22 protein-coding genes are annotated in these 24,871 nt (G+C 45.8%); 17 read left to right on the top strand and 5 right to left on the bottom strand.

What is annotated here, in order from left to right:
- Positions 1-285 precede the first annotated feature (285 nt).
- The 6 genes from Q369_RS0113740 to Q369_RS0113715 all read left to right on the top strand — a co-directional run bounded on the left by Q369_RS0113740 (position 286) and on the right by Q369_RS0113715 (position 10,914).
- The gene (locus tag Q369_RS0113740) at positions 286-3,687 is read left to right on the top strand and encodes a transglutaminase family protein (protein ID WP_031528378.1); all 3,402 of its coding nucleotides are present in this window, start codon (positions 286-288) and stop codon (positions 3,685-3,687) included.
- A 25-nt stretch (positions 3,688-3,712) separates the two neighbouring features.
- Positions 3,713-6,271, top strand: a complete 2,559-nt coding sequence (locus Q369_RS0113735; protein ID WP_031528377.1) for a circularly permuted type 2 ATP-grasp protein — start codon at positions 3,713-3,715, stop codon at positions 6,269-6,271.
- On the top strand, positions 6,261-7,136 hold the full coding sequence (locus Q369_RS0113730) for a transglutaminase family protein (protein WP_031528376.1): 876 nt from the start codon (positions 6,261-6,263) through the stop codon (positions 7,134-7,136). The genes Q369_RS0113735 and Q369_RS0113730 overlap by 11 nt, the downstream gene beginning before the upstream one ends.
- A gap of 205 nt (positions 7,137-7,341) precedes the next feature.
- Positions 7,342-8,322 carry a pyruvate dehydrogenase complex E1 component subunit beta gene (locus tag Q369_RS0113725; RefSeq protein ID WP_031528375.1) on the top strand — a complete coding sequence of 327 codons (981 nt, stop codon included), beginning with the start codon at positions 7,342-7,344 and terminating at the stop codon, positions 8,320-8,322.
- A 191-nt stretch (positions 8,323-8,513) separates the two neighbouring features.
- The gene (locus tag Q369_RS0113720; RefSeq protein ID WP_374754354.1) at positions 8,514-8,897 is read left to right on the top strand and encodes a TraR/DksA family transcriptional regulator; all 384 of its coding nucleotides are present in this window, start codon (positions 8,514-8,516) and stop codon (positions 8,895-8,897) included.
- 187 nt (positions 8,898-9,084) lie between these two features.
- Positions 9,085-10,914, top strand: a complete 1,830-nt coding sequence (locus tag Q369_RS0113715) for a YncE family protein (RefSeq protein WP_031528373.1) — start codon at positions 9,085-9,087, stop codon at positions 10,912-10,914.
- A gap of 37 nt (positions 10,915-10,951) precedes the next feature.
- Here the strand turns inward: Q369_RS0113715 and Q369_RS0113710 are convergent, their stop codons facing one another.
- Positions 10,952-12,172: a metallophosphoesterase family protein gene (locus Q369_RS0113710; RefSeq protein ID WP_031528372.1), complete on the bottom strand. Its 1,221-nt coding sequence runs from the start codon at positions 12,170-12,172 to the stop codon at positions 10,952-10,954.
- 44 nt (positions 12,173-12,216) lie between these two features.
- Here Q369_RS0113710 and Q369_RS0113705 point away from each other — a divergent pair, with 44 nt between their 5' ends.
- A complete protein-coding gene (locus Q369_RS0113705) occupies positions 12,217-13,035 on the top strand; it encodes a polysaccharide deacetylase family protein (protein WP_031528371.1) in 819 nt (272 codons plus the stop codon).
- Between the two features lie 3 nt (positions 13,036-13,038).
- On the opposite strand, the gene Q369_RS0113700 is transcribed toward Q369_RS0113705, so the two are convergent.
- The 4 genes from Q369_RS0113700 to Q369_RS0113685 form a co-directional block, all read right to left on the bottom strand.
- On the bottom strand, positions 13,039-14,154 hold the full coding sequence (locus Q369_RS0113700; protein ID WP_031528370.1) for an acyltransferase family protein: 1,116 nt from the start codon (positions 14,152-14,154) through the stop codon (positions 13,039-13,041).
- An 11-nt stretch (positions 14,155-14,165) separates the two neighbouring features.
- On the bottom strand, positions 14,166-14,687 hold the full coding sequence (locus tag Q369_RS0113695; protein ID WP_031528369.1) for a KdsC family phosphatase: 522 nt from the start codon (positions 14,685-14,687) through the stop codon (positions 14,166-14,168).
- 63 nt (positions 14,688-14,750) lie between these two features.
- The gene (locus tag Q369_RS0113690; protein WP_031528368.1) at positions 14,751-15,554 is read right to left on the bottom strand and encodes a Rossmann-like and DUF2520 domain-containing protein; all 804 of its coding nucleotides are present in this window, start codon (positions 15,552-15,554) and stop codon (positions 14,751-14,753) included.
- A 53-nt stretch (positions 15,555-15,607) separates the two neighbouring features.
- On the bottom strand, positions 15,608-16,339 hold the full coding sequence (locus Q369_RS0113685; protein ID WP_031528367.1) for a 3-keto-disaccharide hydrolase: 732 nt from the start codon (positions 16,337-16,339) through the stop codon (positions 15,608-15,610).
- 140 nt (positions 16,340-16,479) lie between these two features.
- Between Q369_RS0113685 and Q369_RS0113680 the strand changes: the two genes are divergently transcribed.
- The 10 genes from Q369_RS0113680 to Q369_RS0113635 all read left to right on the top strand — a co-directional run bounded on the left by Q369_RS0113680 (position 16,480) and on the right by Q369_RS0113635 (position 24,871).
- Positions 16,480-17,178 (top strand): hypothetical protein, encoded by a 699-nt coding sequence (locus tag Q369_RS0113680; RefSeq protein ID WP_031528366.1) that lies wholly within the window; start codon positions 16,480-16,482, stop codon positions 17,176-17,178.
- Positions 17,179-17,309: 131 nt separating this feature from the next.
- Positions 17,310-17,753, top strand: a complete 444-nt coding sequence (gene rplM, locus Q369_RS0113675; RefSeq protein ID WP_031528365.1) for a 50S ribosomal protein L13 — start codon at positions 17,310-17,312, stop codon at positions 17,751-17,753.
- 3 nt (positions 17,754-17,756) lie between these two features.
- Positions 17,757-18,143, top strand: coding sequence for a 30S ribosomal protein S9 (gene rpsI, locus Q369_RS0113670; RefSeq protein WP_026631735.1), 387 nt, complete (start codon positions 17,757-17,759; stop codon positions 18,141-18,143).
- 154 nt (positions 18,144-18,297) lie between these two features.
- Positions 18,298-19,125, top strand: a complete 828-nt coding sequence (rpsB, locus tag Q369_RS0113665) for a 30S ribosomal protein S2 (protein WP_031528364.1) — start codon at positions 18,298-18,300, stop codon at positions 19,123-19,125.
- 127 nt (positions 19,126-19,252) lie between these two features.
- Positions 19,253-20,089 carry a translation elongation factor Ts gene (tsf, locus tag Q369_RS0113660; RefSeq protein ID WP_031528363.1) on the top strand — a complete coding sequence of 279 codons (837 nt, stop codon included), beginning with the start codon at positions 19,253-19,255 and terminating at the stop codon, positions 20,087-20,089.
- A gap of 135 nt (positions 20,090-20,224) precedes the next feature.
- A complete protein-coding gene (locus tag Q369_RS0113655; RefSeq protein ID WP_035333436.1) occupies positions 20,225-20,812 on the top strand; it encodes an RNA polymerase sigma factor in 588 nt (195 codons plus the stop codon).
- Positions 20,813-20,908: 96 nt separating this feature from the next.
- The gene (locus tag Q369_RS0113650) at positions 20,909-21,844 is read left to right on the top strand and encodes a DUF3078 domain-containing protein (protein WP_031528361.1); all 936 of its coding nucleotides are present in this window, start codon (positions 20,909-20,911) and stop codon (positions 21,842-21,844) included.
- Positions 21,845-21,864: 20 nt separating this feature from the next.
- A complete protein-coding gene (gene mscL / locus Q369_RS0113645; RefSeq protein ID WP_031528360.1) occupies positions 21,865-22,197 on the top strand; it encodes a large-conductance mechanosensitive channel protein MscL in 333 nt (110 codons plus the stop codon).
- A gap of 141 nt (positions 22,198-22,338) precedes the next feature.
- The gene (murD, locus tag Q369_RS0113640) at positions 22,339-23,682 is read left to right on the top strand and encodes a UDP-N-acetylmuramoyl-L-alanine--D-glutamate ligase (protein ID WP_374754353.1); all 1,344 of its coding nucleotides are present in this window, start codon (positions 22,339-22,341) and stop codon (positions 23,680-23,682) included.
- Between the two features lie 19 nt (positions 23,683-23,701).
- Positions 23,702-24,871 carry an FtsW/RodA/SpoVE family cell cycle protein gene (locus Q369_RS0113635; protein WP_229206833.1) on the top strand — a complete coding sequence of 390 codons (1,170 nt, stop codon included), beginning with the start codon at positions 23,702-23,704 and terminating at the stop codon, positions 24,869-24,871.

Here is a 24,871-nt window from a genome sequence, read left to right as displayed (position 1 = left end):
GATGAAGGCGAATTACGCAACTTTTAAAACAATTATCAGCTTGAACCGGCTATTCCGGGCGCATTTGTTTTGGAATGAATTAAGCTATCCGCACGTTCCTAACAATGTCTCCTCTCAGAAGTGATCAAGCACGCGCGGTTCGTGTCTGTCCATTGAATGAAATAAAATTTTGCATATACTATTTACTGCCGGTATATATTTTGAAAAACAACTATAAACCGCTTTTTTAGGGTCAGGTATAATCCTGGATACCAAATTACTTTGAATTATTGTAATACTCCAACTATGGCTATAAAAGTTGCTATTTCGCACAAGACCAAATATCAGTTTGACCGGAGTGTTTCACTTTCACCGCATATTTTTAGGCTGCGCCCAGCCCCGCATTCCCGTACACCCATTGAAGGCTATTCATTGAAAATTACGCCTGAAAACCACTTTATCAACTGGCAGCAGGATCCTTTCGGAAACTACCAGGCGAGGGTTGTTTTTCCTGAAAGAACTACGGAATTGAGCATTGACGTGGAGGTGATTGCCAAAATGCAGGTGATCAATCCCTTCGACTTTTTTGTAGAAGAATATGCGGAGATGTTCCCATTCAATTACGATCCAACACTCAAAATGGAGCTTGGTCCGTACCTCGAACCTCGTGAGTCAGGGCCGCTGCTGATGGATTTTGTTGAAAGATCGAAGGTTAACAGGGATATTAAGACAGTTGATTTTCTGGTGCATTTGAACCAGGAACTTTATAAGGCGATCCATTACAATATCAGGATGGAGGCCGGGGTGCAAACCTGCGAGAGTACACTGAACATTAAAAGCGGCTCCTGCCGGGATTCCGCGTGGCTGCTGGTGCAGGTGTTGCGGCATTTGGGTATAGCGGCGCGCTTTGTGTCCGGCTACCTTGTGCAGCTTACTTCGGATATCAAGTCGCTCGACGGACCTTCCGGGCCTGAGGCTGATTTTACGGATCTGCATGCGTGGACAGAAGCTTACGTCCCAGGCGCAGGCTGGATCGGATTGGATCCGACGTCCGGTCTGTTCGCCAGCGAAGGCCACATTCCCCTCTGCTGCACACCTGATTACGCCAGTGCAGCGCCGGTTTCAGGCGCGACCGACATTGCGCAGGTTACATTTGAATTTGACAACAAAGTTTACAGGATACACGAAGATCCGCGCGTTACCAAACCCTACACCGAAGAGCAATGGGCCCAGGTAATGCAGGTAGGATACGATGTGGAAAAGGATTTGCAGGAAAACGATGTCCGTCTCACAATGGGCGGCGAGCCTACATTTATCTCTATCGACGATTTTGAATCCCCGGAATGGAACACGGCGGCCGACGGGCCAATGAAACGCCAGCTGGCTTACGATCTTTCCCTCAGGCTTAAAAAGCGTTTTGCGCACGGCGGACTGCTGCATTTCGGTCAGGGCAAGTGGTACCCGGGCGAGCAGTTCCCGCGCTGGCAGTACGCATTGTACTGGAGAAACGACAGTGTGCCGATGTGGCGCAATGATGAACTGGTAGCCAAAGAGAACGGGACGAAGTATACCTTCCGAGAAGCCGAGACTTTCATGACCGAGCTTTCGAAATACCTCGGCATTGATACAAATAACATTACCCCGGCTTACGAAGACCCGATTTATTGGGCAATGGAGGAGGGAAAGCTGCCGGTCAATGTGGATCCGTTGAAAGTAAATCTCAAAGATTCCATTGAAAGAAGAACACTGGCCAAAGTGCTGGAAAGAGGCCTGAACAACCCAGCGGGGTTTGTGTTGCCGGTGAAATGGGATGAGAAGGGCAATCACTGGACGAGCTCTGCGTGGCAGTTCAGGAGAAATAATTGCTTTTTGATCCCGGGAAACTCAGCAATGGGTTACAGGCTTCCATTGAAAGCACTGCCCGAAGTAGCGAAAGAAAAACGAGATCAGCCGGTCGAACGCAGCCCGTTTGAAGATCTGCCTTCATTGCCTGATTACAAATATGTTGTACAAAACCGGTACGGTTCTGTTGCGCCTGCTTACGAGTTACCTTTTAATAAGGATGAAGGGGAGAAAAGGGATGAAAGGGACGAAGGTATTTTGTTTGATGTTCCGATTGTGAAGACGGCAGTTTGTGTGGAGGAGCGGGATGGGATCATCTATGTTTTCCTGCCGCCAACCGATTATCTGGAACATTACCTTGATCTGATCGCTTCCATTGAAGCGACTGCGGAAAAGCTGAAAATGCCCGTCCGTATTGAAGGTTATCCTACACCTTCTGATTACCGGGTTCAAAAGCTGATTGTTACGCCGGATCCGGGAGTAATTGAAGTAAATATTCATCCTGCTAAAAACTGGCAGGAGCTGGTTGATAATATCAGTGCATTGTACGAAGAGGCATTCTTTTCAAGGTTAGGTACTGATAAATTCATGGTGGATGGTCGCCACACGGGGACTGGCGGAGGTAACCACGTAACCATCGGAGGCGCGAAACCGGCGGACAGTCCCATTCTGCGCCGCCCTGATTTGTTGAGAAGCCTGCTGACCTACTGGCAGCATCACCCTGCATTGAGCTACCTGTTTGCGGGTCCATTCATTGGCCCCACCAGTCAGGCGCCGAGGATTGATGAAGGCCGGGATGAAAGGTTATATGAAGTTGAAATTGCATTTGACCAGATCCCGGAAGACAAAGAAGTGCCTTTCTGGATGGTGGACAGGATTTTCAGGAACCTGCTGGTTGATATAACAGGCAATACCCACCGGTCGGAGTTCTGTATGGACAAGCTGTATTCACCAGACTCGTCGACGGGAAGATTGGGTATCCTCGAATTCCGTGCATTCGATATGCCGCCGCACAAGCACATGAACCTGGTTCAAACGCTGCTGATCCGCGCATTGATCGCCAAATTCTGGAAGAATCCCTATAAGCATAAGCTGATCCGCTGGGGTACCGAGCTGCACGATCGCTTTCTGCTGCCGCATTTTGCTTATCTGGATATGGTAGATGTGGTAAATGATCTCAAAGACGCAGGTTATCATTTCGATATCTCGTGGTTTGATCCATTCTTTGAATTCCGTTTCCCGCATTATGGGGGTATTACGGTCGACAATATCCAGCTCGATCTCCGTTTGGGCATCGAGCCCTGGCACGTGCTCGGTGAAGAGCTGTCCAACTCCGGTACCGCGCGTTTTGTAGATTCCTCGTTGGAAAGGTTACAGGTGAAAGTGAGCGGATTTGTGGAAGGCAGGCACATTCTGGTGTGTAACGGCTGCCGCGTGCCGCTGCGGAGCTCGGGTATTAAAGGGGAATATGTATCCGGGATCCGCTACAAAGCCTGGAACCCGCCGTCGGCATTACACCCCACTATCGGGGCAGATGCGCCACTGGTTTTTGACATTGTGGATACCTGGAATAACCGTATATTGGGCGGATGTACCTACTTCGTTTCGCACCCCGGCGGGCGCGCTTTTGACACCCATCCTGTCAATGCATTTGAAGCAGAATCGCGTAAGATCAGCTTGTTCCAAGGCTTTGGACACACGCCTTCCTCGCGGCAGGAAGTGCAGATCATGGAAAAATCGTCGGGCACAGTTTCGCGTTTTATCGCCGAGACCAAAAAAGAAATGAAGGCGGATACACCTATTGAATTAATTAATCCGGAGTATCCAAATACGCTGGATTTACGTAAATACTGGAAATCAAAATAGTTTTCAGTGGATATCCCTGTCATTTATGCTTACTGAGGCTGCCGTGAATCTTTTACAATCCTATCGAAGCGGCCTGAGCTCCTACGATGAGGTGCTCGACCTGCGCGGGAATGTCAAGCCACATTGGAATGCATTGTTTGCAACGCTTGAAAAGCTTGGTTTGGATGAACTGAAAAGCCGGAATCAGGAGATTATCGGTAAGCTGCGGGAGAATGGGGTTACTTACAATGTATACGGTTCACCCGACGGCATGAACCGCCCCTGGCAGCTTGATCCTATTCCTTTTTTGATTGAACAAAAGGAATGGAATCATATCGCGAAAGGCTTGCAGCAGCGGGCTATTCTGCTGGATTTGATGCTGAAAGATCTTTACGGTCCCAGGAACCTTGTGAAAGACGGAATCATTCCTGCCGAGCTGATCTTCGATAATACGGGCTTCTTCCGGCCGTGCATTGATATCAAAGTGCCAGGCGCCAATCAGCTTATATTGTATGCCGCAGATATGGCGCGCGGCCCGGATGGACAAATGTGGATCGTCGATAACCGCACCCAGGCTCCGTCAGGTTCGGGTTATACCCTCGAAAATCGGGTTGTAATGAGCAAGCTGCTGCCTGAGCTGGCCGACGGAATGTATGTCAGCAAGCTGGCGCCTTATTTCAATAATCTTCAAAGTACTATTTTGCGCCTTGCGGATAAAAGCAAGGACGCGCCCAATATCGTTTATCTAACGCCCGGACCAAGTAACGAAGCCTATTTCGAGCACGCTTACCTGGCTTCTTACCTGGGTTACACACTCGCTCAGGGCGACGATCTGCTCGTTCGTAATGGCTGTGTGTGGCTGAAATCCATTGATGGTCTGCAGAAAGTGGATGTGATCCTGCGACGTATCGACGACGATTGGTGCGATCCACTCGAACTGCGCGAAGATTCACGGCTCGGCGTGCCGGGTTTGCTGCAGGCGATCAGAATGGGAAATGTGCAGGTAGTGAATGCACCGGGTTCGAGTGTGTTGGAAAATCATGCATTTCTCGCATTTATTGAGAATATCAGCCAATACTTTTTGGGTGAAAAACTGATTATGCCTTCGGTGGCCACCTGGTGGTGCGGGCATACCAAAGAGCTCAATTACGTACTCGACCACCTGGACGAGCTGATCATTAAAAAAGCCAATCGCAAAACGAAGTTCCGGTCCATTTACGGCAGGTTACTGAGCTACCAGCAAAAGGAAGAAGTAAAGAGAATGATTTCGCAGAGCCCGCATGAGTTTATCGCCCAGCAGGAAGTCAGCCTTTCTACCACTCCTTCATTAATCGACGGCAATATCGTACCCCGGTATGCGGCACTGCGCGCATTCATGGTCGCTGACGAAAAAGGGTACCACGTAATGCAGGGCGGACTGACGCGCAGCTCGCCAGTGAAAGACAGGTTTGTGATTTCAAATCAATACGGCGGCTTGTCGAAGGATACTTGGATTGTTTCCGATAAGACAGAGGATATTCAGGAGAAGATCAGTTTACCAAGTCCGGCGGCAGTTAACAAGCACGTTTCGCTGCCCAGCCGGAGCGCGGAGAATTTGTTCTGGGTAGGCAGGTACTGCGAGCGCACAATGGCGGTGATCAAGTTTATGAACATCACCATTAACGTGCTGAATCTTGACAGAAACTTCGGCGGATCTGCCAAGCAGGAGCATATCAAGGTTTTGCTGCAATCCGTAACGCATTTGTCAGCGACTTACCCCGGCTTCCTGGATGAAGGAACGGATCATTTCCAGGATCCATATAATGAAATTATCGATCTGATATCCAATACAAACCGCCCAGGCTCGATCGCTTCGAACATCGGTGCGTTTTTGAATGCAGTGGGCGCAGTACGGAATCAATGGGACCTGGAAATCTGGCGGATCGTGGACCTGATTGACAATGGGTTTCACGAGATCAGGAATGCGTCGAGCATGAACAGCAACAATATCCAGAAAACGCTCGACGGACTTTTTAACAATATGTTCACTTTCCTGGGCGTGATTGCCGAAAGTATGCCGCGCGACAATAGTTTTCTGTTGTTGGAAACGGGCAAGCTGATTGAGCGCATTTTGTCCCGGATTAGTGTGATACAATCCAATTTCGGTGTACGCAACTCCCAGGCCGTTGAGAATGAATTGATCGAAGCGACTTTGATCAACCATCATTCGCTGGTGAATTACCGGCAGATTTATAAATCGCATTTAAGTGTGGAGGCAATGCTGGATATGGTTTTGCTGGAAAAAACACTGCCTTATTCGCTGGTGTACATGCTCGACGAACTCAATAAGAATCTGGCACAATTGCCCATTACCACACGAGGCGACAGACTGAATGAAGCGGAAAGGTCCGTTTTAAAGGCAGCTACGCTAGTCAAGCTCGCGAATGTAGCTGATTTGTGTAAAAGCAACCGTGTTTCGGAACGGACTGAATTATTCAGCCTGCTGTCGGAAGTTTCCAAATTGATCAGCTCGGTATCTACCAGTCTCACGAACATGTATTTCAGTCACGCGATCATGCATCATTCTTTCTTTGAACCGGCCGATTACAATACCGATGAAATATAAGCTGGTACATAAAACAAAGTACAAGTACGCGCAGGCAGTGAATAATTACCATAGCCTGCTTTGCCTTACACCCCGCACTTTGCCCGGTCAAACGTGCAGCGACTTTAACATTCAGATCAGCCCGGAGCCTTCACAAGTAGTAGAGCGAACGGATTTTTACGGAAATAAAACGCATTACTTCTCGCTGCATTCGCCGCATAAGGAACTGACTGTGCTCACAACCAGCATTGTGGAAAGGGAGGCAACGAACACAGGTACGTTGTTTATGCCTTCTGAAATCACTTGTTCTGCAGCCCGCCAGCGGCTGGTTAGCGACCGGTCTTTGAAGATCGCATTGCTGGAATACATGCTGCCGAGTCCGCTGGTGAAATGGGACGAGGAAATTGTCGCATTTGGCAGGGATTGCTTTGTAGACAGTGTTCCGCTCTATGAATGCGTCCGCAATCTTTGTCGTAAAATTTACACCGAGTTCGATTTTGTACCTGATTTTACGACGGTACACACGCCGATTAAAGAGGTACTGGCTGCACGAAAAGGAGTTTGTCAGGATTTCTCGCATTTGGCAATTGCCTGTATCCGAAGCTTCGGCTTTGCTACGAGATATGTGAGCGGTTACCTCGAAACCCTCCCGCCTCCCGGCAGGCCCAAGTTGCAGGGTTCTGATGCATCGCATGCCTGGATATCGGTCTTTATACCCGATTTCGGCTGGTGTGATTTTGATCCCACTAACAATGTGGTACCCGGCGAGCGGCATATTGTTACGGCCTGGGGACGTGATTACAGCGACGTGCCACCATTGAAAGGGATCATTTTCAGTTATGGCAAACATACGCTTACGGTGGAAGTGGACGTAATTCCCGTTTAATGCACAGCCCGCTTCAAATAAGCCGGTGATATTTGGCTGAATGGGTTTTTAAAGATTTGAGAATTGGGCTTGTTTCTCTAATTTTACCAGACGTTTTGAAAACTAGTTTATCAAACCTCTTTTGATGTAACCGGGCAAAGTAGTTGATTGAATTAGCTGGATTTTGCGAAGGTTTCTTCTAAGATTAAATATTATATAATTACGAATGAAAGAATTAGCATTCAGAGATGCCATTCGCGACGCAATGTCGGAAGAGATGCGCCTTGACAAAAGTGTCTTTTTGATGGGGGAAGAGGTTGCAGAATATAACGGAGCTTACAAAGCCAGTCAGGGAATGCTGGACGAATTCGGGCCGGAACGCGTGATTGATACACCGATTGCTGAGCTTGGTTTCGCAGGGATCGCGGTAGGAGCAGCGGGCAACGGACTTCGCCCGATCGTTGAATTCATGACTTTCAACTTCTCACTGGTTGCAATTGATCAGATCATCAATAGTGCTGCGAAGATTCTTTCGATGTCTGCCGGTCAGTACGGCTGTCCGATCGTATTTCGCGGACCAACCGGGAATGCAGGTCAACTTGGTGCACAGCACTCTCAGAACTTCGAAAACTGGTACGCCAATACACCAGGTTTGAAAGTAGTTGTTCCTTCAAATGGGTATGACGCGAAAGGACTTTTGAAATCATCAATCCGTGACAATAACCCGGTCATTTTTATGGAATCCGAGGTAATGTACGGTGACAAAATGCAGATCCCGGATGAAGAATACCTGATTCCGCTGGGCAAAGCTGATGTGAAACGCCAGGGAAAAGATGTTACCATTGTTTCATTTGGTAAAATGATCCCGAGAGTGGTAATGCCGGCGATTCTGCAGTTGGAAAAAGAAGGTATCGATGTTGAATTGGTGGATTTAAGGACTGTTCGTCCGATCGACTATGCAACTGTTGTTGAATCAGTTAAGAAAACAAACCGTTGCGTGATTGTTGAGGAAGCCTGGCCGCTGGGTTCTATTGCCACAGAGGTAACTTATCACATTCAGCGTCACGCATTTGATTATATGGATTCTCCGGTAATCCGCGTAACAAACCGGGATGTACCACTTCCATACGCACCGACTCTGATCGAAGAGATACTGCCAAACGCGAAGCGGGTAGTAGATGCCGTGAAGTCGGTTATGTACAAGTAAAAGTGCATTGTTATACCACAAAGCCATTTCCTGAAACAGGTTGTGGCTTTGTTGGTTATTACCCTCATATCAGTGTCAGTAAGTTTCTTGTAGAAAGCGGATGCCGATTTAAATGTGCATAAATAGCCGGATACTCGTATTTTTGTATTTGAAAACGCTCCTTCATATAGATAACATAATTCATTAAGATCATGCAAGAAGAACGCACAAGATATTCAGAGGAAGAATTAAGGGAGTTTGAAGAGCTTATTCGTGGAAAATTGGATGCTACTATGAGCGAGCTCAATTACATTAAAGGAGGATTGAGTAAAAAGAATGACAGCGGAACAGATATAACTGCGGGATCGGCGAAGTTGGTAGAGGATGGAGCAGATGCAAGTGAGCGCGAGAACCTGAGCCAGCTGGCAGCCCGCCTTCAAAAATATTCGGTTCAGCTTGAAAATGCATTGATCCGCATTAAAAACGGAACTTACGGAATCTGCATCGACACTGGCAAATTGATCCCAAAAGAGCGTCTTCGCATTGTACCACATACACAACAGACTATTGAAGCGAAGTTGAGAAGAGCGAGCTGAGATTCATCACGACCAAATAGGACGCAAAGAGGCTATTTCTATCCGGAATAGCCTCTTTTGTTTAAATGCGGACGCGGATAGCTTACTGATAGAGTAATACTGTTTAAATAAGGTGAAATAATTGCAGTTATCTGATTGAAAGAGATAAATTTGTAACCATTATTTTACCCCTGATCTTCAGTGTTACATGATTAAAAAACTACCCATTGTGCGCATGCTGGCGGCATGTGTAATGTTGCTTGGCGGCTGTAAAAAAGAAATTGACCCAAAAATTACCACAGGTGACCTTTTCGTAACAGTTTATCTCTCCGAGAACTACAATCAAGTTCCTGCAAAGAATGTAAATGTGTTCACAAAACCGCAAAGCATTCAGGGCATTACGGACGAGTTTGGAAGTGTGCTGTTGAAAGGCATTAAGCCCGGTTCGTATGAGGTATTTGCCAGCCAAACCGGTTTTGGTTCAGGCAAGAGTGTCGTGGAAATCCGGAAGGATTCGCTGGTGAAAGTCTTTATTAGCATTGTCAAGGGTGTTACTACCGCCATTGCACCGGAGATTAAGCTCATATTACCGGCACTTCCGGCGGCCTATTCACCCAATGATCAGATCAACTTTTCAGCGGATATTACCGATCAGGATACTTCTCCGAACGACATTACCGTGAAGTGGGAAAGTAGCTTGGATGGTGTTTTCCACACATCTTCGCCCGATCAGAAAGGAAATGTGGCCTTTACGAAAAGCTTGTCCAAAGGGCAGCATACCATTACTGTAACCGCGACGGACAAGGATCAATATTCATCGACATTCACTTTTGCGCTTTCCACAACGGCTCCAAAGCCGGTCACCTTGACAAGTGCCGTCAAAAAGGAATCCAATATTGCATTGGTATGGACAAAGTATGCGGGCGATGATTTCAGGTCCTATGAAATCTACCGGAGTGAAGCGGAGAACTCTGCGAATGAAAGTTTGGTCGCTACGGTTGATGATATTAATACATTAACCATGCTGGATCCGCTCGCGCCATTCTCGACACAGATTTTCTACTATCTGAGAGTAGTTACGAAAACTGAAAGTTCGAGGAACAGTAATTCAATCAAGGTGGACAACCCGGCAGGATCGGTCTTCCTGTACAATCCCGAAGATGTAGTCATGCACCCGACATCGAATCGTTTTTACATTGTAGATAAAGGGGCCGGGAAATTGCGGGTTATCAACATCGATACGTTTGAAGAAACAGGTAGTGTTACCTTGCAAGGCACACCGGGATTCATCGATGTAGGTGATAACGGCTTTGGAATGGAAGTTTACATACCCAGCAGTGATGGCTGGATTTATGTGTACGACGCCGACAAGCTGACATTGAAGAAATCGATCAATACGGGACTGTCGACACCTTGCGTGGTGACCAACAACAGCGGCTACCTTGCGGCTTCGGTGACGCCGTCGCCCTGGTGGGAACAACCCGTACGAACATATTCTAGAGCAACAGGGATCAATATCGCAGGTAATGGTGGTTTTGAAGGCGACCGGTTGCGGTTTGTACCCGGCCAGCAAAAGATCATCTCGATTTCCCGCAGCGTCAGCCCGATAGATATGGAGTATTTTGAACTGAATGCCAAGGGAGAAATTCTGCTGCACATGGACGACACCCAGCACGGGGATTTTCCTCTGAACCCAAATATTTTCAGGATTTCCAGGAGCGGTGATTACCTGGTGACCGGCGGGGAAGGTGCGGTGTACCTGACCACCAAAGCTATGGAATATAAAGGTATGATCCAGCGCGGGAGCCTGATGTTTTCCGACTTTGCATTCAGCGACGACGGCAAAACGATTTATGCGGCAACGCAAAACCGAAAGTCGATTCAGATTGCGCATTATCCGGAGCTGACGCGGGACAATGAAATTCTCCTTCGGGGCACGCCGAGATTTGTATTTTATCGTAATGGAAAGCTGTATACGATTAGTATGGTTGGAGAAGCGCCTTACAAGTTCGGTATCGAAGTGGTAAATGTAAAATAGCTGATAACATCCGGAGCTCTGCGTGGGCCTCCGGATGTTAGTCCCCCTCCGTTCCCAACACTTCCCTAAATACCTCCAATAAACCTTCCGAAGGTTCCTGGCCTTTGTTTTTGGTTTTGAAATATTCCTGAAACAGCTTTTCCATACTGAGCGAAAGGTCAATTTCGGAGCTCGCTTCTGCCAATTCTGCTTTTTTAATTTGGGGGATGATCTGAATAATACCCGGATGTGCTTCCATTAAGCGCTTTTTGTCAGCAGCTTCCAGGTAATTGTCGGAAATGATGGTCAGTTCAATGAGATCGTCGGGATATTCGGCCAGCCAGATGAGCGCCTCGTCGATGCTGTTAAAGCTCCTCCTTCTCAACTTTTTGCCTTTTGTAAGTTCAATGGGCTGATAGTTCAGGAGTTTCCCTGCTGCTGCATCAATCAGAACAACATACTTGGTCTGATTGGATTCTGAAAAACTGTAAGCAAGCGGACTGCTTGAATAAACCGATGGCGCAGGTTTCTTATCAACAACCTGAAACCGGTGCAAATGTCCAAGTGCAATGTAATGCACCTTATCCGGGAAATTTTCGGTGTAAATGGCTTGCGCGCCACCAATATGAAGGATAGGCCGCTCTTCCTCCGGCTCTTCGGGAATCGGCTCTCCCTTTTTCATTACGAATAAATGGGTGGCAAGCAGGTTAAATCCCTTCTCGTCGAGGTATTTGTCTGCCAGCTTTTGCCAGTGTTCCTGCAAATGCAGCCTGAGCAATTCTTCCGAATCTTCCACGCCAAGGAAAGTTTTAAGTCGCTGTTCATTGGCATAAGGAGTATGTAAAATCCGAAGGGGGAAATCGCAATTAGGTAAGTTTATTTCGATAAAACCGCGCGCTGTCTGCACGATATCGACTTTTCCCTGCGTACAAAACGGTTTTACTTCTGTATTGGGAAATCCGACAAACAGAATGCCGCATACCTTTGCCAGTGCGTCGGGTACCTGAATGCGTTCAGGAGAATCGTGGTTACCCGCTATCGCGATCACTGCACGTGCTCCATTTGCGGAAAGTCGGTGTAATGTGCTGTATAGTAGCTCCGTAGCTTCGGACGAAGGGTTGTAATTGTCAAAAAGATCACCGGCAATAACTACCGCATCGACCTGCTCACGCTCCGCTATCTCACAGATTTCTTCCAGTACAAGCCTTTGTTCATCCAGCCTGGAATACAGGTCGAGCTTTTTGCCGATATGCCAGTCGGCTGTGTGCAGTATTTTCATTTGTGTGATTAATTTAGCGAAAATAACATTTCATTCCCGAAGTATTGAAACAGCTCATTGCCGGAAATAATGCAATATTGCTTTTTACCCTGATTTGTGTCTGGGTAACTGGTGCTGGCTGTCAGCAGAAGGGAAGCGCGGATCAGCGAGGCGGAATTGCTATTTCTTTTGACGACCATTTTATCGACGAATGGTACAATCTGCGGCCGCTTTTTCAGAAGTACAATGCAAAAGTCACATTTTTTATCACTTGTCCCGATAGTTTATCTGCTGACGAAATCACTAAGTTGAGGCAGCTAGAAAAGGACGGTCACGAGATCGGTTTTCATGGAACAATTCACGGCAGATCGACGCAGCTGATAGAAGCAGAGGGGCCAATGGGCTACTATGAAACTGAAATTAAACCGGGAATGGGGTATATGTCAGCCGCGGGGTTCAAACCGACTTCTTACGCGCATCCTGGTGGAAATCACAATGAGCAGGTCGATTCTGTGCTGTTTGCGAATGGTTTTAAGATCATCCGCGATGTAGCAATCTCAAAACGCAAGCTGCTGGGATTTCAGATGTATGCACTGGCTCCCCGGTTGATGTCGTGGATTTTTTACGATTTTAATAAACAAAACGCAGTAGACGCGCTATTGATAGATATTGATTCCGGACTGACAGTACAGGAAATGAAGGATGCAATTCAGAAAGCTAAAAAGACGAGGACTTCTTTAATGCTTTTTGGACACGAACCCCTGTACAAATCTCCTGAAAATGGTGAATATGGATTCAGCGTCGACTTTTTAGAAGCGATTTTGAAAGAGGCGCAAAAGGAGGATCTCTATTTCTACAAAATGTCGGAGCTGGTTGAAAAGTAAAGCTTACCTGCCGAATTTCCTGTCTTTGAATTCCAGTAAGGGTTTTTCAAAATAGGAAAACGAGAATGAGGCTACTGCGACCGAACCGACGAATGTGAGTACGTAAAGTGCTATCTGGTAAGAAGTTCCACTCCAATCGGGCAGGTACTTATTCAGCAGATTGATAATTAAAACAATCACAACTACGTGGTAAATGTAAAGTCCGTAGGAGATCTTACCTAAATGATCCATTACCGGATTTTGCAGACTGATCATGGAGTTCGGATTGCAGGATACATTAAGAATAAAGAAGGCAAAAAAGAGCGCGTAGACTTCCAGGAAACCAAAGAAATGCACGCCGGACAAGAAAAGCCCCGCAAGTAGAACGTAGGCAACAATCTGTACGTCTTTCCTGAAAAGCAGATCAAGTATTGAGTTTTTGTCATTATAAACCAGCCACGCACACAGCCCGCCCAGCGCCATGGTCTGAATTCGGAATTGTCCGAGGAAGGTAGAGATAATCGCATTCCTGGCTTCTTCCGAAGGATCAAGCAGCGTAATGCCGGCATAAAGCAATGCTGCGGAAATAGCAAGAAAAGCTATGATTATCGGAATGCGTCTTTTAGGATACTTGATCAGCCACGGCCACAAATAGTAAAATTGCTCTTCCACTCCAATGGACCACGCTTGCGCGCACCAGTAAGGTAAGTCGTACAGCACGAATGCGTAATTCGGCAAGACTAAAAAGAGGAGCGTTAATCTTTCAACCGAGTTTGTTCTCAACTTTTCATCAATACCCGGATAATCAAGAATATCAATGTGGGGGAAGACGAAAAATGAAAGGATAATAATCAGGAAGTAAATGGGCCAGATCCGGAATACGCGGCGGAGATAAAACTTACGGGCGTCCACATTGCCGAAGCGACCTCTTTCATCGAGCAGCAGGTAAGTAATCAGAAATCCGCTGAGTACAAAAAACAGACCAACGCCTAATCTTCCTGCGTGCTGAATGATCGGCAGCTCGTATAAATTGGCAATCCCCAGCGCATGTTTTGCCTGTTCCAGGTGATGGAATACAACCAGAAGTGCCGCAATGCAGCGAATGCCATTGAGATTAGGAAAGTACCGCTTTTTTTCCACTTTGGATGTATTTATTCAAACCAAGCCATCCATTTTCCCTGCACTTTCATCACCTGCTCGATCAGATCGCGAACTGCGCCGTGACCGCCATTTTTAGGAGAGATATAGTCGGACAATGCCAGGATTTCGTCAGTGGAATCGGCGGGGCAGGCTGAGAGTACGCCGGTACGCATCACCTCGTAATCGGGCAGATCGTCGCCCATAAATACGATCTCGGATTCACTCAGACCGGTTTCTGCAAGATACTTTTTGAAAACAGGAAGTTTTCCGTCCGGAGAGGTGCCGATGAAAATGTCTCTTATACCCAGGTATTCAAGTCTTTTTCGCACGCCCATTTGGTTCTGGGCTGAGATAATGGCAACCCGATAACCCATTTTAATAGCACGGTTGATTCCATACCCGTCTTTTACATTGAATGACCTGGGTTGTTCTCCGGTTTCCAATGCGATAACGCTTCCGTCGGTCATCACACCATCGATATCAAAAATGAAAGTAGTAATCTGTTTGAACCGCTCGGTCAGGTTGGCGCTCATGAAAATGGTTAATTGGGGAATCCTGCAAATATAGGCTAACTTTTTTCCCGCCCGCAGGATTTGCTATTTTGAGATGTAGGTATTCCTGATTTTGTCCGTTAAAAGCCGGTAGATCTCGGTCCAGTCTTCATCAGTTTCCTGCAGATATTCCAGGTGCCTTGCAGTTGTCTTCCAGTCACCGCGCCGGGCCGGACCCGTTTGCACCAGCGAAGGGTCGTCGGAAGCAAGTGCTTTATAGATTGTAGTCTGAATCAAAGGTTTTAACAGCTCAAAATTCAACTGTTCCCTTTCCAAAATATCATTTGAAACAGTAAGCATGTAATTGGTGAAGTTACTAGCAAAAACTGCCGCCACATGCAGGATAAACCGCTCGTCCGAATCCATTCTGTTGACCTGGTCACTGATACTCTGGGCGAGCTGCATCAGCTTGTTTTCAATCAGCTCCGTTTTTGATTCAATACAAAAAGGTATTTCGCGGTAATCCATTTCGACTTCTTTGGTGAAAGTCTGTAAAGGGTAAAACACGCCCGTATGCACAAATACGTCGCTGTAAATCTCCACCAGGTTCTGAAATTCGGCGAGCGAGCGGGTGCCTGAGGTATGAACCAGTATTACTCCTTCGGGGAGCACAATGCGCTCTAAGACACTTTCAATCGCGTCGTCGCTGACAGCGATAACAATCACTTCGGCTTCGCTTTCGGAGAAGTTGAGGTCGGGCTGGATGTTGGTATCGTACAGGTTGGAGGCAAGCTGCCGGGCTTTTTGCGTGTCGCGGCTGTATACCTCACAAATCCAGTGTCCGGCATCTTCAAAAGCCTGAGCAAGGTGCCAGGCCACGTTCCCGGCCCCGACGAAGGAGATTTTCATGTAAAAGAATTGTTATAGCTGACCTAAGTTAATGCAGAAAATCAAGTTCACAATCAGTCGACAAGCGGCGCTGTTTGTTCCGGCGAGGTAATGCCGCCCGGGAGCTCCATTATTTTCATATTCCTGAAATGGATCTCAGCGCCTTCTGCTTCGAGGCAGATATACCCTTTCTTTCTTTCAGAATTGCGCAGTCCGTTTACACACTTTCCATTCACTGACAGCTTTACAGTGCCGTCTATACAAACCACCACATATTTATTCCATTCTCCTTTGCCCTTGCACCGTTTTTCGAGCGACTTGCTTCTGTTACCACGTGGGTTATCGGGGATAGCGGTCATTCCCATTGTCGGGAACAGTTCGCCATGTACATAATCTTCTGTTGCATTATGCTGCGGCGCATACTCCAGTTCAAGCATTTGTACTTCTATCGCTTTCGTAAGCGGATCGTGCTCCTGTGGTGTTCCTTCACTCCACACGAATATGCCCGAGTTGCCGCCGGCTTCCATGTGTTTCCATTCCACTTCGAGGATGAAATTTTCGTATTGTCTGTCAGACCGCATGACGCCAATTGGCTTTCCCGAGCAGATCAGCGTTCCATTTTTCACTTTCCAGGTTTCTTTGGAAGTGTTGACGTCCACCCAGCCGTCAAGGTTTTTTCCATTAAACAAAGGCCTGAAAGCCAGCTCGCCGGAATCCTGCGCGTAGAGCATTTTGGAACAAAAGAACAGAACGAGCGTAAAGCACATGGCGCTGCTCCATAAGGTTTTGGTGAAAAGTATTTTCATGGGTTTAGTTTATACTTAATATCAGGAAATGGAATGCAGCTTGAAATTTGCAATATCGCAAATCTTCTGGTGCTGCAAGTTATATTTGCCTGTCATAACTTTAAGGCTTTAAAATCATCACTTATCCAAGTTTCATTTGAATGAGAACTATTCACATACTACCGCTTTTAATCTTCACATTAGCCAGCAGCATTGCTTTCGGGCAGCGACAGTCGCAGGTAAGCGCAGGTGTGGATGTAGGCGCGGGTTTTAACAGCACTTCGTGGGCTCCCTCGGTTCTTTACCATGAAGAAATCAGTCCGAACAATGTGCCCTGGCTGCGCGCGGGACTTGGGTTCAGGGCGTGGGGATATTATGCTGGGCGGACCAATCTTTATTCAAAAAAATCGAACAGCGACTTTCTTGAATACACAAATGTTTCTGCGAATGGCGTAAGTTTTGTGATAGGCGCGAATTTCAGGATCTGGCGGGTGGATCTTGGTGTGAATACGGATCTTATCGGCGCATCTTATGGTACAAGGCGACGCGGTTTTTACGATAAAGAACCAAGTGTAGAACCAACCGTAGGAGCGCCTTATTATCAGCAATGGATATCAACTTCTCCGGTAATTTTCAATTTTGCCCCGCTGGCTTTGAAGAACTACAATGGACAGTCAGAGATTTATGCAAGGGTTTTTCTCTTTAAAAGGCTTGGTGTAAAGCTGGGATACCTGCACGGTCAGATTGCCTACGTTACCCGCAAGCAAAGTAATCGTAAGGTGCTGCTGGATAACAGACAGCGGCGTGTTTACAACCTGTATAATATGCCGTATGTGGCACTTAGCTTCCCCATCTATTGAGCCGCTACGGGAAATTTCCAATACATTCTTGTAATTCAATTTGTTAAACTCTATATTTGCACTCCCATTTTGCGATGGGACTGTCTTGTTGCAGTGTAATATATTGAAAATCAATTAAATTTTTGTTAATCGTGGATACGTTAAGCTACAAAACCATCTCGGCGAACAAAAACACAGTAAACAAGGAGTGGGTTGTTGTGGATGCTCAGGATGCAGTTCTTGGTCGTTTGGCCAGTGAAGTTGCAAAAATCATCAGGGGCAAGCACAAAGCCAGTTACACTCCTCATGTGGATTGTGGCGATAACGTAATTGTTATCAACGCCGATAAAATTAAGTTGACAGGAAAGAAGATGACAGACAAAGTTTATGTTCGTCACACTGGCTATCCGGGAGGTCAACGTTTTCAAACTCCTCGTGAGTTGCTCGAAAAGCACCCAGAGCGGGTACTTGAGAAGGCCGTAAGAGGTATGCTTCCAAAGAATCGTTTGGGACGTCGTTTATTTACAAACCTGTTTGTTTACGCAGCGGCAGAACATCCGCACAGCGCTCAGCAACCAAAACAAATCCAATTGTAATTCATGGAAGTGATCAACACAATAGGTAGAAGAAAAACTGCCGTGGCGCGCATTTATATGACGCCAGGTAAAGGAGATATTAAAGTAAACGGCCGCGATTACAAAGAGTATTTTCCATTCGAAGTACACCAGATCGTTCTTCAACAACCTTTCGCTGTAATTAGCGGAGGTAATGGTTATGACCTTAAAGTGAATGTAAGAGGCGGCGGGATCTCAGGACAGGCGGAAGCAATCCGTATGGCTGTTTCCCGTGCACTTTGCGAATATAACGGAGAGTTCCGTGGCGCTTTGAAAAAAGAAGGATTCCTTACGCGTGACCCTCGTATGGTGGAACGTAAGAAATACGGACGTGCTAAGGCTCGTAAGCGGTTCCAGTTCTCGAAACGTTAATAAGTTTAAAGTTCAGGAGTTTAGAGTTCAGTTCATACTTGCAACTCATAAACTCAAAACTCATAAACTTCAAAAGTCCAGGCAGTACTTATCGTGCCCGATGTGCTGTGCTGCGTAATTTATTAAGACATTCTTTCAAAACATTTTATCTGTAATGGCACAAATAGAATATAAAGAACTATTGGATGCAGGTGTCCATTTTGGTCACCTTACCCGCAAGTGGGATCCGCGTATGGCTCCATATATTTTTATGGAGAAGAACGGGATCCACATCATTGACCTGAACAAAACTTTGAGCTGCATCAACGACGCCGAAGCTGCGTTGAAGCAAATCGTTCGTTCTGGACGTAAGATCATGTTTGTTGCTACTAAAAAACAAGCACAGGAAATCGTAACAGAAGAGGCGAAACGCCTTAAAATGCCTTACGTAACTGATCGCTGGTTGGGTGGTATGCTTACAAATTTCGGCACTATTCGCAAGTCTTTGAAAAAAATGCAGACTCTTGAGAAGATGCTAAAAGACGAAACCACGGTTAGCAATATAGCGAAGAGAGAGCGCCTGATGCTTACACGTGAAAAGGATAAACTGGAAAGAGTTTTAGGTGGTGTAGCTGACCTAACCCGTCTTCCTGCTGCCCTTTTCATCGTTGATGTAAAACGCGAGCACATTGCCGTTTCAGAGGCAAAAAGATTGAACATCCCCATTTTTGCGATTTGCGATACGAACTCAAACCCTGAATTAGTTGACTTTCCAATCCCAAGCAATGACGATGCTTACAAAGCAATCTCATTGATCACATTGGCGATCGGAAAAGCAATCGAAGAAGGTTTGATGGAACGCAAACAAGATAAAGACGATCAGCGCCTGGTAGAGGAAGAAGAAGCCAAACGTCAGGTTGACAAAGGCAACGAGGAAGCTGCTCCTGCTGCACCACGCGCAGAAGTTGCTGAAGAAGCAGTAGCCGAGGGTGATGACGAATAAAAATTAGGGCGATATGGCATGGGTTTTCAAATCCACGTTTGTATCTGATTAGATAAAATAGCCCATAGCCATTTCGCTATGGGCTATCATTTTTTAAACGAGTTAATAATTCATATTAAATAAAATCATGGCAATTACCGCACAAGATGTAAACAAACTCCGCCAAATGACCGGGGCGGGCATGATGGATTGTAAAAAAGCACTTCAGGAAGCTGATGGTGATTTTGACAAGGCCGTTGACATTCTTCGTAAACAAGGACAGAAAGTCGCTGCGAAACGCGCGGACAACACCGTTTCCGAAGGTGCTGTACTGGTGAAAATCAGCGAGGACGGTACCAATGGTAAATTGGTAGCTCTTGCATGCGAAACTGAGCCTGTTTCAAACGTTGAAGATTTCAAAAACCTTGCGCAGAGCATTCTGGATAAAGCTGCTGCTGACAACATCGCTGACAAAGAAGCGCTGCTTTCAGCTACTTTGGCCGATGGTCGCCCGGTAAGCGAGCATATCGTTGATCTGGTTGGTAAATTGGGAGAGAAACTGGAAATCACTGCTTACGAAAATGTAACAGCTGATCAGGTTGTTCCTTACATCCACTCAAATGGTAAATTGGGAGTATTGGTTGCATTCAATGGTGTGAACGGTACTGACGTGACGGAGCTTGGTAAAGATGTTGCCATGCAAATTGCGGCAATGAAGCCAATCGCTTTGGATAAAGACGAAGTTGACGCTGCTACTATCGAGCGCGAAATCGAAGTTGGTAAAGAGCAGGCACGTGCAGAAGGTAAGCCGGAAGCAATGCTTGAAAAAATTGCACAAGGCAAGCTGCAGAAATTCTATAAAGACAATACATTGCTGAATCAGGAATTTGTGAAAGATTCTTCTTTGACAATCCGTCAGCTTTTGGAAAAAACAGCCAAGGGATTGTCTGTTACATCGTTCAAGCGTGTATCCATTGGAGGATAAGGATTTTTCGAAATAAAATAATGTTGACAACGCCTGGTATGTATTTGTATACCAGGCGTTGTTTTTTAATATTTACGAAAAATTAATATACCCTCTTAGTTTTTTACACACGCTATCAGCGAATTGCGAACCAGGATGATTGAACTTTTATTTGAAGATTATGCACAGCATAATGCATCGGACGAAGAGCTAGTCAAGCTTTTCTTGGATTCACAAGACAACCGCTATTTTCAGAAGCTTTACGAGCGCTATGCTTTTAAAGTATATCAAAAATGCCTTTCCCTCACCAAAGACATTTCCCGCTCGGAGGACCTCACCCAAGATATATTCCTCAAACTGCTCTTTAAAATGAGCTCCTTCAAAGAGGACGCCAAATTTGCTACCTGGCTGTTTTCAATTACTTACAATCATTGCATGGACATCATGCGGTCGGGACGGCGAAAAATTGTGACCATTTACGTAGAAAATGCTGATCAGGAGGATGATTTTGATATTCAGCGGATATTTGAAGTTGAAGAAGTCAATACAACCAGTCTGAAAGCGGCACTCAGTCACTTAAACCTGGAAGAGAAGTCGTTGCTGTACCTTAAGTATCTGGACGATCGCACAATCAGAGAAATTGCACATATTTTCAAAATGACTGAGAGTGCGGTGAAAATGCGTTTAATGCGGTCCCGTGAGAAGCTCAGGAAAAAGTATCTGGAGACAGTTCTATGCCATTGATTTGGCATATTTTGCGAAAATTGCTTTACTTTATCCGGCTCACAACAGGCAAAATACCCGTTTACTCAATTACCTCACTCATTAAATTAATTGATAATGAGCAGAATACTGCGTGGTTCACACTATGTCGTCTCCCTGTTTTTTCTTTTCATTACTTTCCAGGCATTTTCTCAAAATAATGTCGATTTGTCAAATCCAATCTATGCAAACCGGCTGAAATTACCCGGTGATACCATTTGGAAAAAAATGGAGTTTGGAGCTAACCTGAACCAGGGATCGTTCAGCGGTAACTGGACTGGCGGTGGCGTTAACTCAGTTGCATTGGGCCTTTTTTTCAATGCATTGAAAGAGAAGAAACAAGGCAAAAATGCCTGGCGGAATGACTTTCAATCTCAGTACGGAATCGTCAGAAATAAAGGTCAGCAAAGCAGGAAAAACGTTGACAGGATCTTTTTCGACACAAAATATAACCGTGAACTTACGCCTGCGTGGAGCCTTTTTGCAAATGTTAACTTCCTCTCACAATTTAGCGCAGGCTATACTTATGATGATAATCCGGATTCGGCAAGTGTAAAAAGGAAGGTCTCAGGACTCCTCTCTCCTGCATATCTTACCGAGGCGATAGGTATTGAATACAGGCCGGTCCCTTACTTCTTTGTTGACTTTGCTCCCGGCGCCTTGCGCCATACAATCGTCATAGATACTGATTTGTATGTAAATACCCCTGATCAGAATAATTATGGCGTACCTATAGGCAGGCGCGTGAGAACAGAAGCAGCCCTAATACAGGTGGTTGCCAACTTTGATAAAGATATCGCCAAGAATGTAAACCTGAAATTCAGGTACCTGATGTATTCTAGCTTTAAACATCCATTGAATATAGATAACCGTTTGGACGCGCAGCTGACAGCCAAGATTAATAGGTATGTCAATGTAAATCTGGGTGCAATTGTGGTTTACGACGAAGATCAAAGCAACAAAATCCAATTTGCACAGGCACTTAGTATCGGATTTTTGTATCAGTTTAAATAACTAACTAACCTCAACTTATTATGCTTCAGGAATTCAAAATTTTTATTGCCAAAGGCAATGTGCTTGATTTGGCCGTCGGCGTTGTTATTGGTGCCTCATTTGGAAAGATTACAACATCTCTGGTCGAGGATATCATTAATCCCATTTTAGGATTGATAATCGGAGGCGTAGATTTTACGCAGCTGAAAATTGTTTTGAAGGAAGCTGTGGGAGATACACCTGAAGTGGCTGTCAAATACGGTAACTTCATTCAGGTGCTGATCCAATTTGTTATTATCGCCTGGGCGATATTCATGATCGTCAAGCTGGCTAACCGGTTAAGGCTCTCCGAATCGCTCAGAAAAGAGGAATAAACACTAAATTATTGTTGCAAAGAGGCGTATCCGATATGCCTCTTTTTTATTCGCCTTAATTGCTGAAAGAGTAAAAAAAGTTTTCTGTAAATGATTTACCTTCGTAGTTAAGGCGATTTTTAATTTCTAATTCTAATTCCTGTGCAAGAAAAAGTAGTCGTTTTGGGAGGCGGAGAAAGTGGCGTAGGAGCAGCTATTCTCGCGAAGTCCAAAGGTTTTGATGTTTTTTTGTCAGATAAAGGTAAGCTTCAAGACAAGTATTCGCAGGTTCTTTTACAGGAGAACATTGCATTTGAACACGAAAAACACACTACAGAGAATATCCTCAATGCCCAACTTGTCGTAAAAAGCCCGGGTATACCTGACACTGCGCCACTGATCGTTGAGCTACGGGAAAGAGGTATTCCGGTGATCTCCGAAATTGAATTTGCGTCTCGTTACACCAATGCAAAACTGATAGCAATTACAGGAAGCAATGGGAAAACAACGACCACTTTATTAACCTACCATTTATTAAAGAATGCAGGCTTGAATGTTGGCCTGGCCGGGAATATCGGAGATAGTTTTGCCTGGCAGGTTGCGACGCGGGATTTTGATTATTATGTATTGGAAATCAGTAGTTTTCAATTAGATAATATCGTCAGTTTCCATCCTGCTGTTTCTGTATTGCTGAATATCACTCCCGATCATCTGGACCGCTACGGCTACGATTTCCAAAACTATATCGATTCCAAATTCAATATTATCCGTAATCAAACTAAGGAAGATTACTTGATCTTTTTTGAGGATAGCGAGGTAATCCAAACTGAGCTGACCAAGAGAAACCCGCTGGTTAAAAGAGCAGGAATTTCATTAAGCCGGCCGGTAAGCCCGGGTTCCTGGCTGCGTGATCACGTGATTGTTTCCCAGGTAAATGATAAAATATACGAGACCGATTTTAAGCAGTTACCGTTGAAAGGCCCGCATAATGCAGTCAATGCAATGGTGGCAATTACAGTTGCGCAGCTGTTGAACATTGATTCTGATAAAATTACAGAAGGACTTAAATCCTTCAAAAATGCGCCGCACAGACTGGAAGTCGTGGAAGTGATTGATGGCGTGACTTACGTTAATGATTCCAAAGCAACCAACGTTGATTCTGTTTTTTATGCCTTAGGCAGCTACAATCAGCCTGTGATCCTGATCGCCGGAGGTGTTGATAAAGGGAATGATTACAGTCAAATCGAAGCCCTGGTAAGTAATAAAGTGAAGGGTTTGATAGTTCTGGGTAAAGACCGCGAGAAACTTGTGAAGTATTTCTCGGGGATAGTTCCTGCAATTTTCGAAACCGGAGATATCCAGGAAGGAGTTGAAAAAGCCCGTGAATGGGCGGTGGATCAGGATATCGTGTTGTTGTCACCCGCTTGTGCCAGTTTTGATTTGTTTAAAAATTATGAAGATCGCGGGGAGCAATTCAAGGCTGCTGTAAGAAATTTGATCCGTTAACAAAAACCTGATTTATTCAATGGCATCAACCAGTATTGATATGCTGAACAAAACCAGGGAGGATACGCAAGCCTGGTTTACTAAAAATCTAAAAGGTGATCCCTGGATCTGGGGCATTTGCATTATAATGCTTCTGTGGAGCATCGTCGTAGTTTATAGTGCCAGTGTCAAGGATGCTTACAGCCAAATGGGTGGGAATACGGAATATTATCTGTATAAACATGTAGTACTCTGCGTTTTATCACTTGTAGTGATGTATTTTGTACATCGCATTCCCTACATCAAGTTTGTGTACGTGACCAGGCTGGCAGTATGGAGCTCCATTTTGCTGCTGGTTTTCACGATGTTCTTCGGGACTTCGGTCAATGATGCCTCACGGTGGATTGAAATACCTGTGATCGGTCAGCGTTTTCAGCCTTCGGAATGGGCGAAAGTGGCCTTGATCGCGCATCTGTCGCTTATCCTTGCACGACATATCAAAGGGGGCTGGAATACACGTGAGCTTTTTATGGAGCCGCTCTCATTGGTAGGCGTAGTTTGCGGACTGATTTTTACAAGCAATGTTTCCACGGCTGTTATGCTCGCCGGGATTTGCTTTTTGCTCATGTTTGTAGGTAAAGTTCCTTTGCATTATCTCGCTTTTACAGCCCTGGGATTGGTATTCTTCGCGACAATCGCCATTTTATTGAACTCTACCCAGCGCGCGGGAACCGCTCAAAACCGGATTTCTGCATTCTTTGACAAAGATGTGGTGGTGTACCAATCGCAGCAATCTTATATGGCAATGGCGCGAGGCGGATTGTATGGCGAAGGTGTCGCGAAAAGCCGGCAGCGCAGGTTTTTGCCCGAACCTCAGAAAGACTTCATTTTTGCCGTAACTGTTGAAGAATATGGCACAGTTGGCGGGACGCTGCTTATCATTTTTTACCTGATTTTACTTTACCGTGGCCTCAAAGCAATTGAAGCTACAAAGCGCCCGTTTGGTGGGCTGCTTTCCGCCGGACTTACATTTGTGGTCGTTAGTCAGGCATTTTCGGCAATGGCGGTAACCGTCGGCCTGGTGCCAGTAACGGGACAAACGCTCCCGTTTTTCAGTCAGGGCGGAACTTCTCTGTTGTTTACCGGGATGGCAATGGGCATGATCCTGAGCGTAAGCCGCGGTGAGATACTGGAAGAGAAACGCATTTAG

This window comes from Dyadobacter crusticola DSM 16708 (assembly GCF_000701505.1).
In the GTDB taxonomy this organism is placed as follows: Bacteria; Bacteroidota; Bacteroidia; order Cytophagales; family Spirosomataceae; genus Dyadobacter; species Dyadobacter crusticola.
The sequence above is the reverse complement of the archived record's forward strand: the minus strand, read 5'-3'. Positions and strand labels throughout refer to the sequence as shown.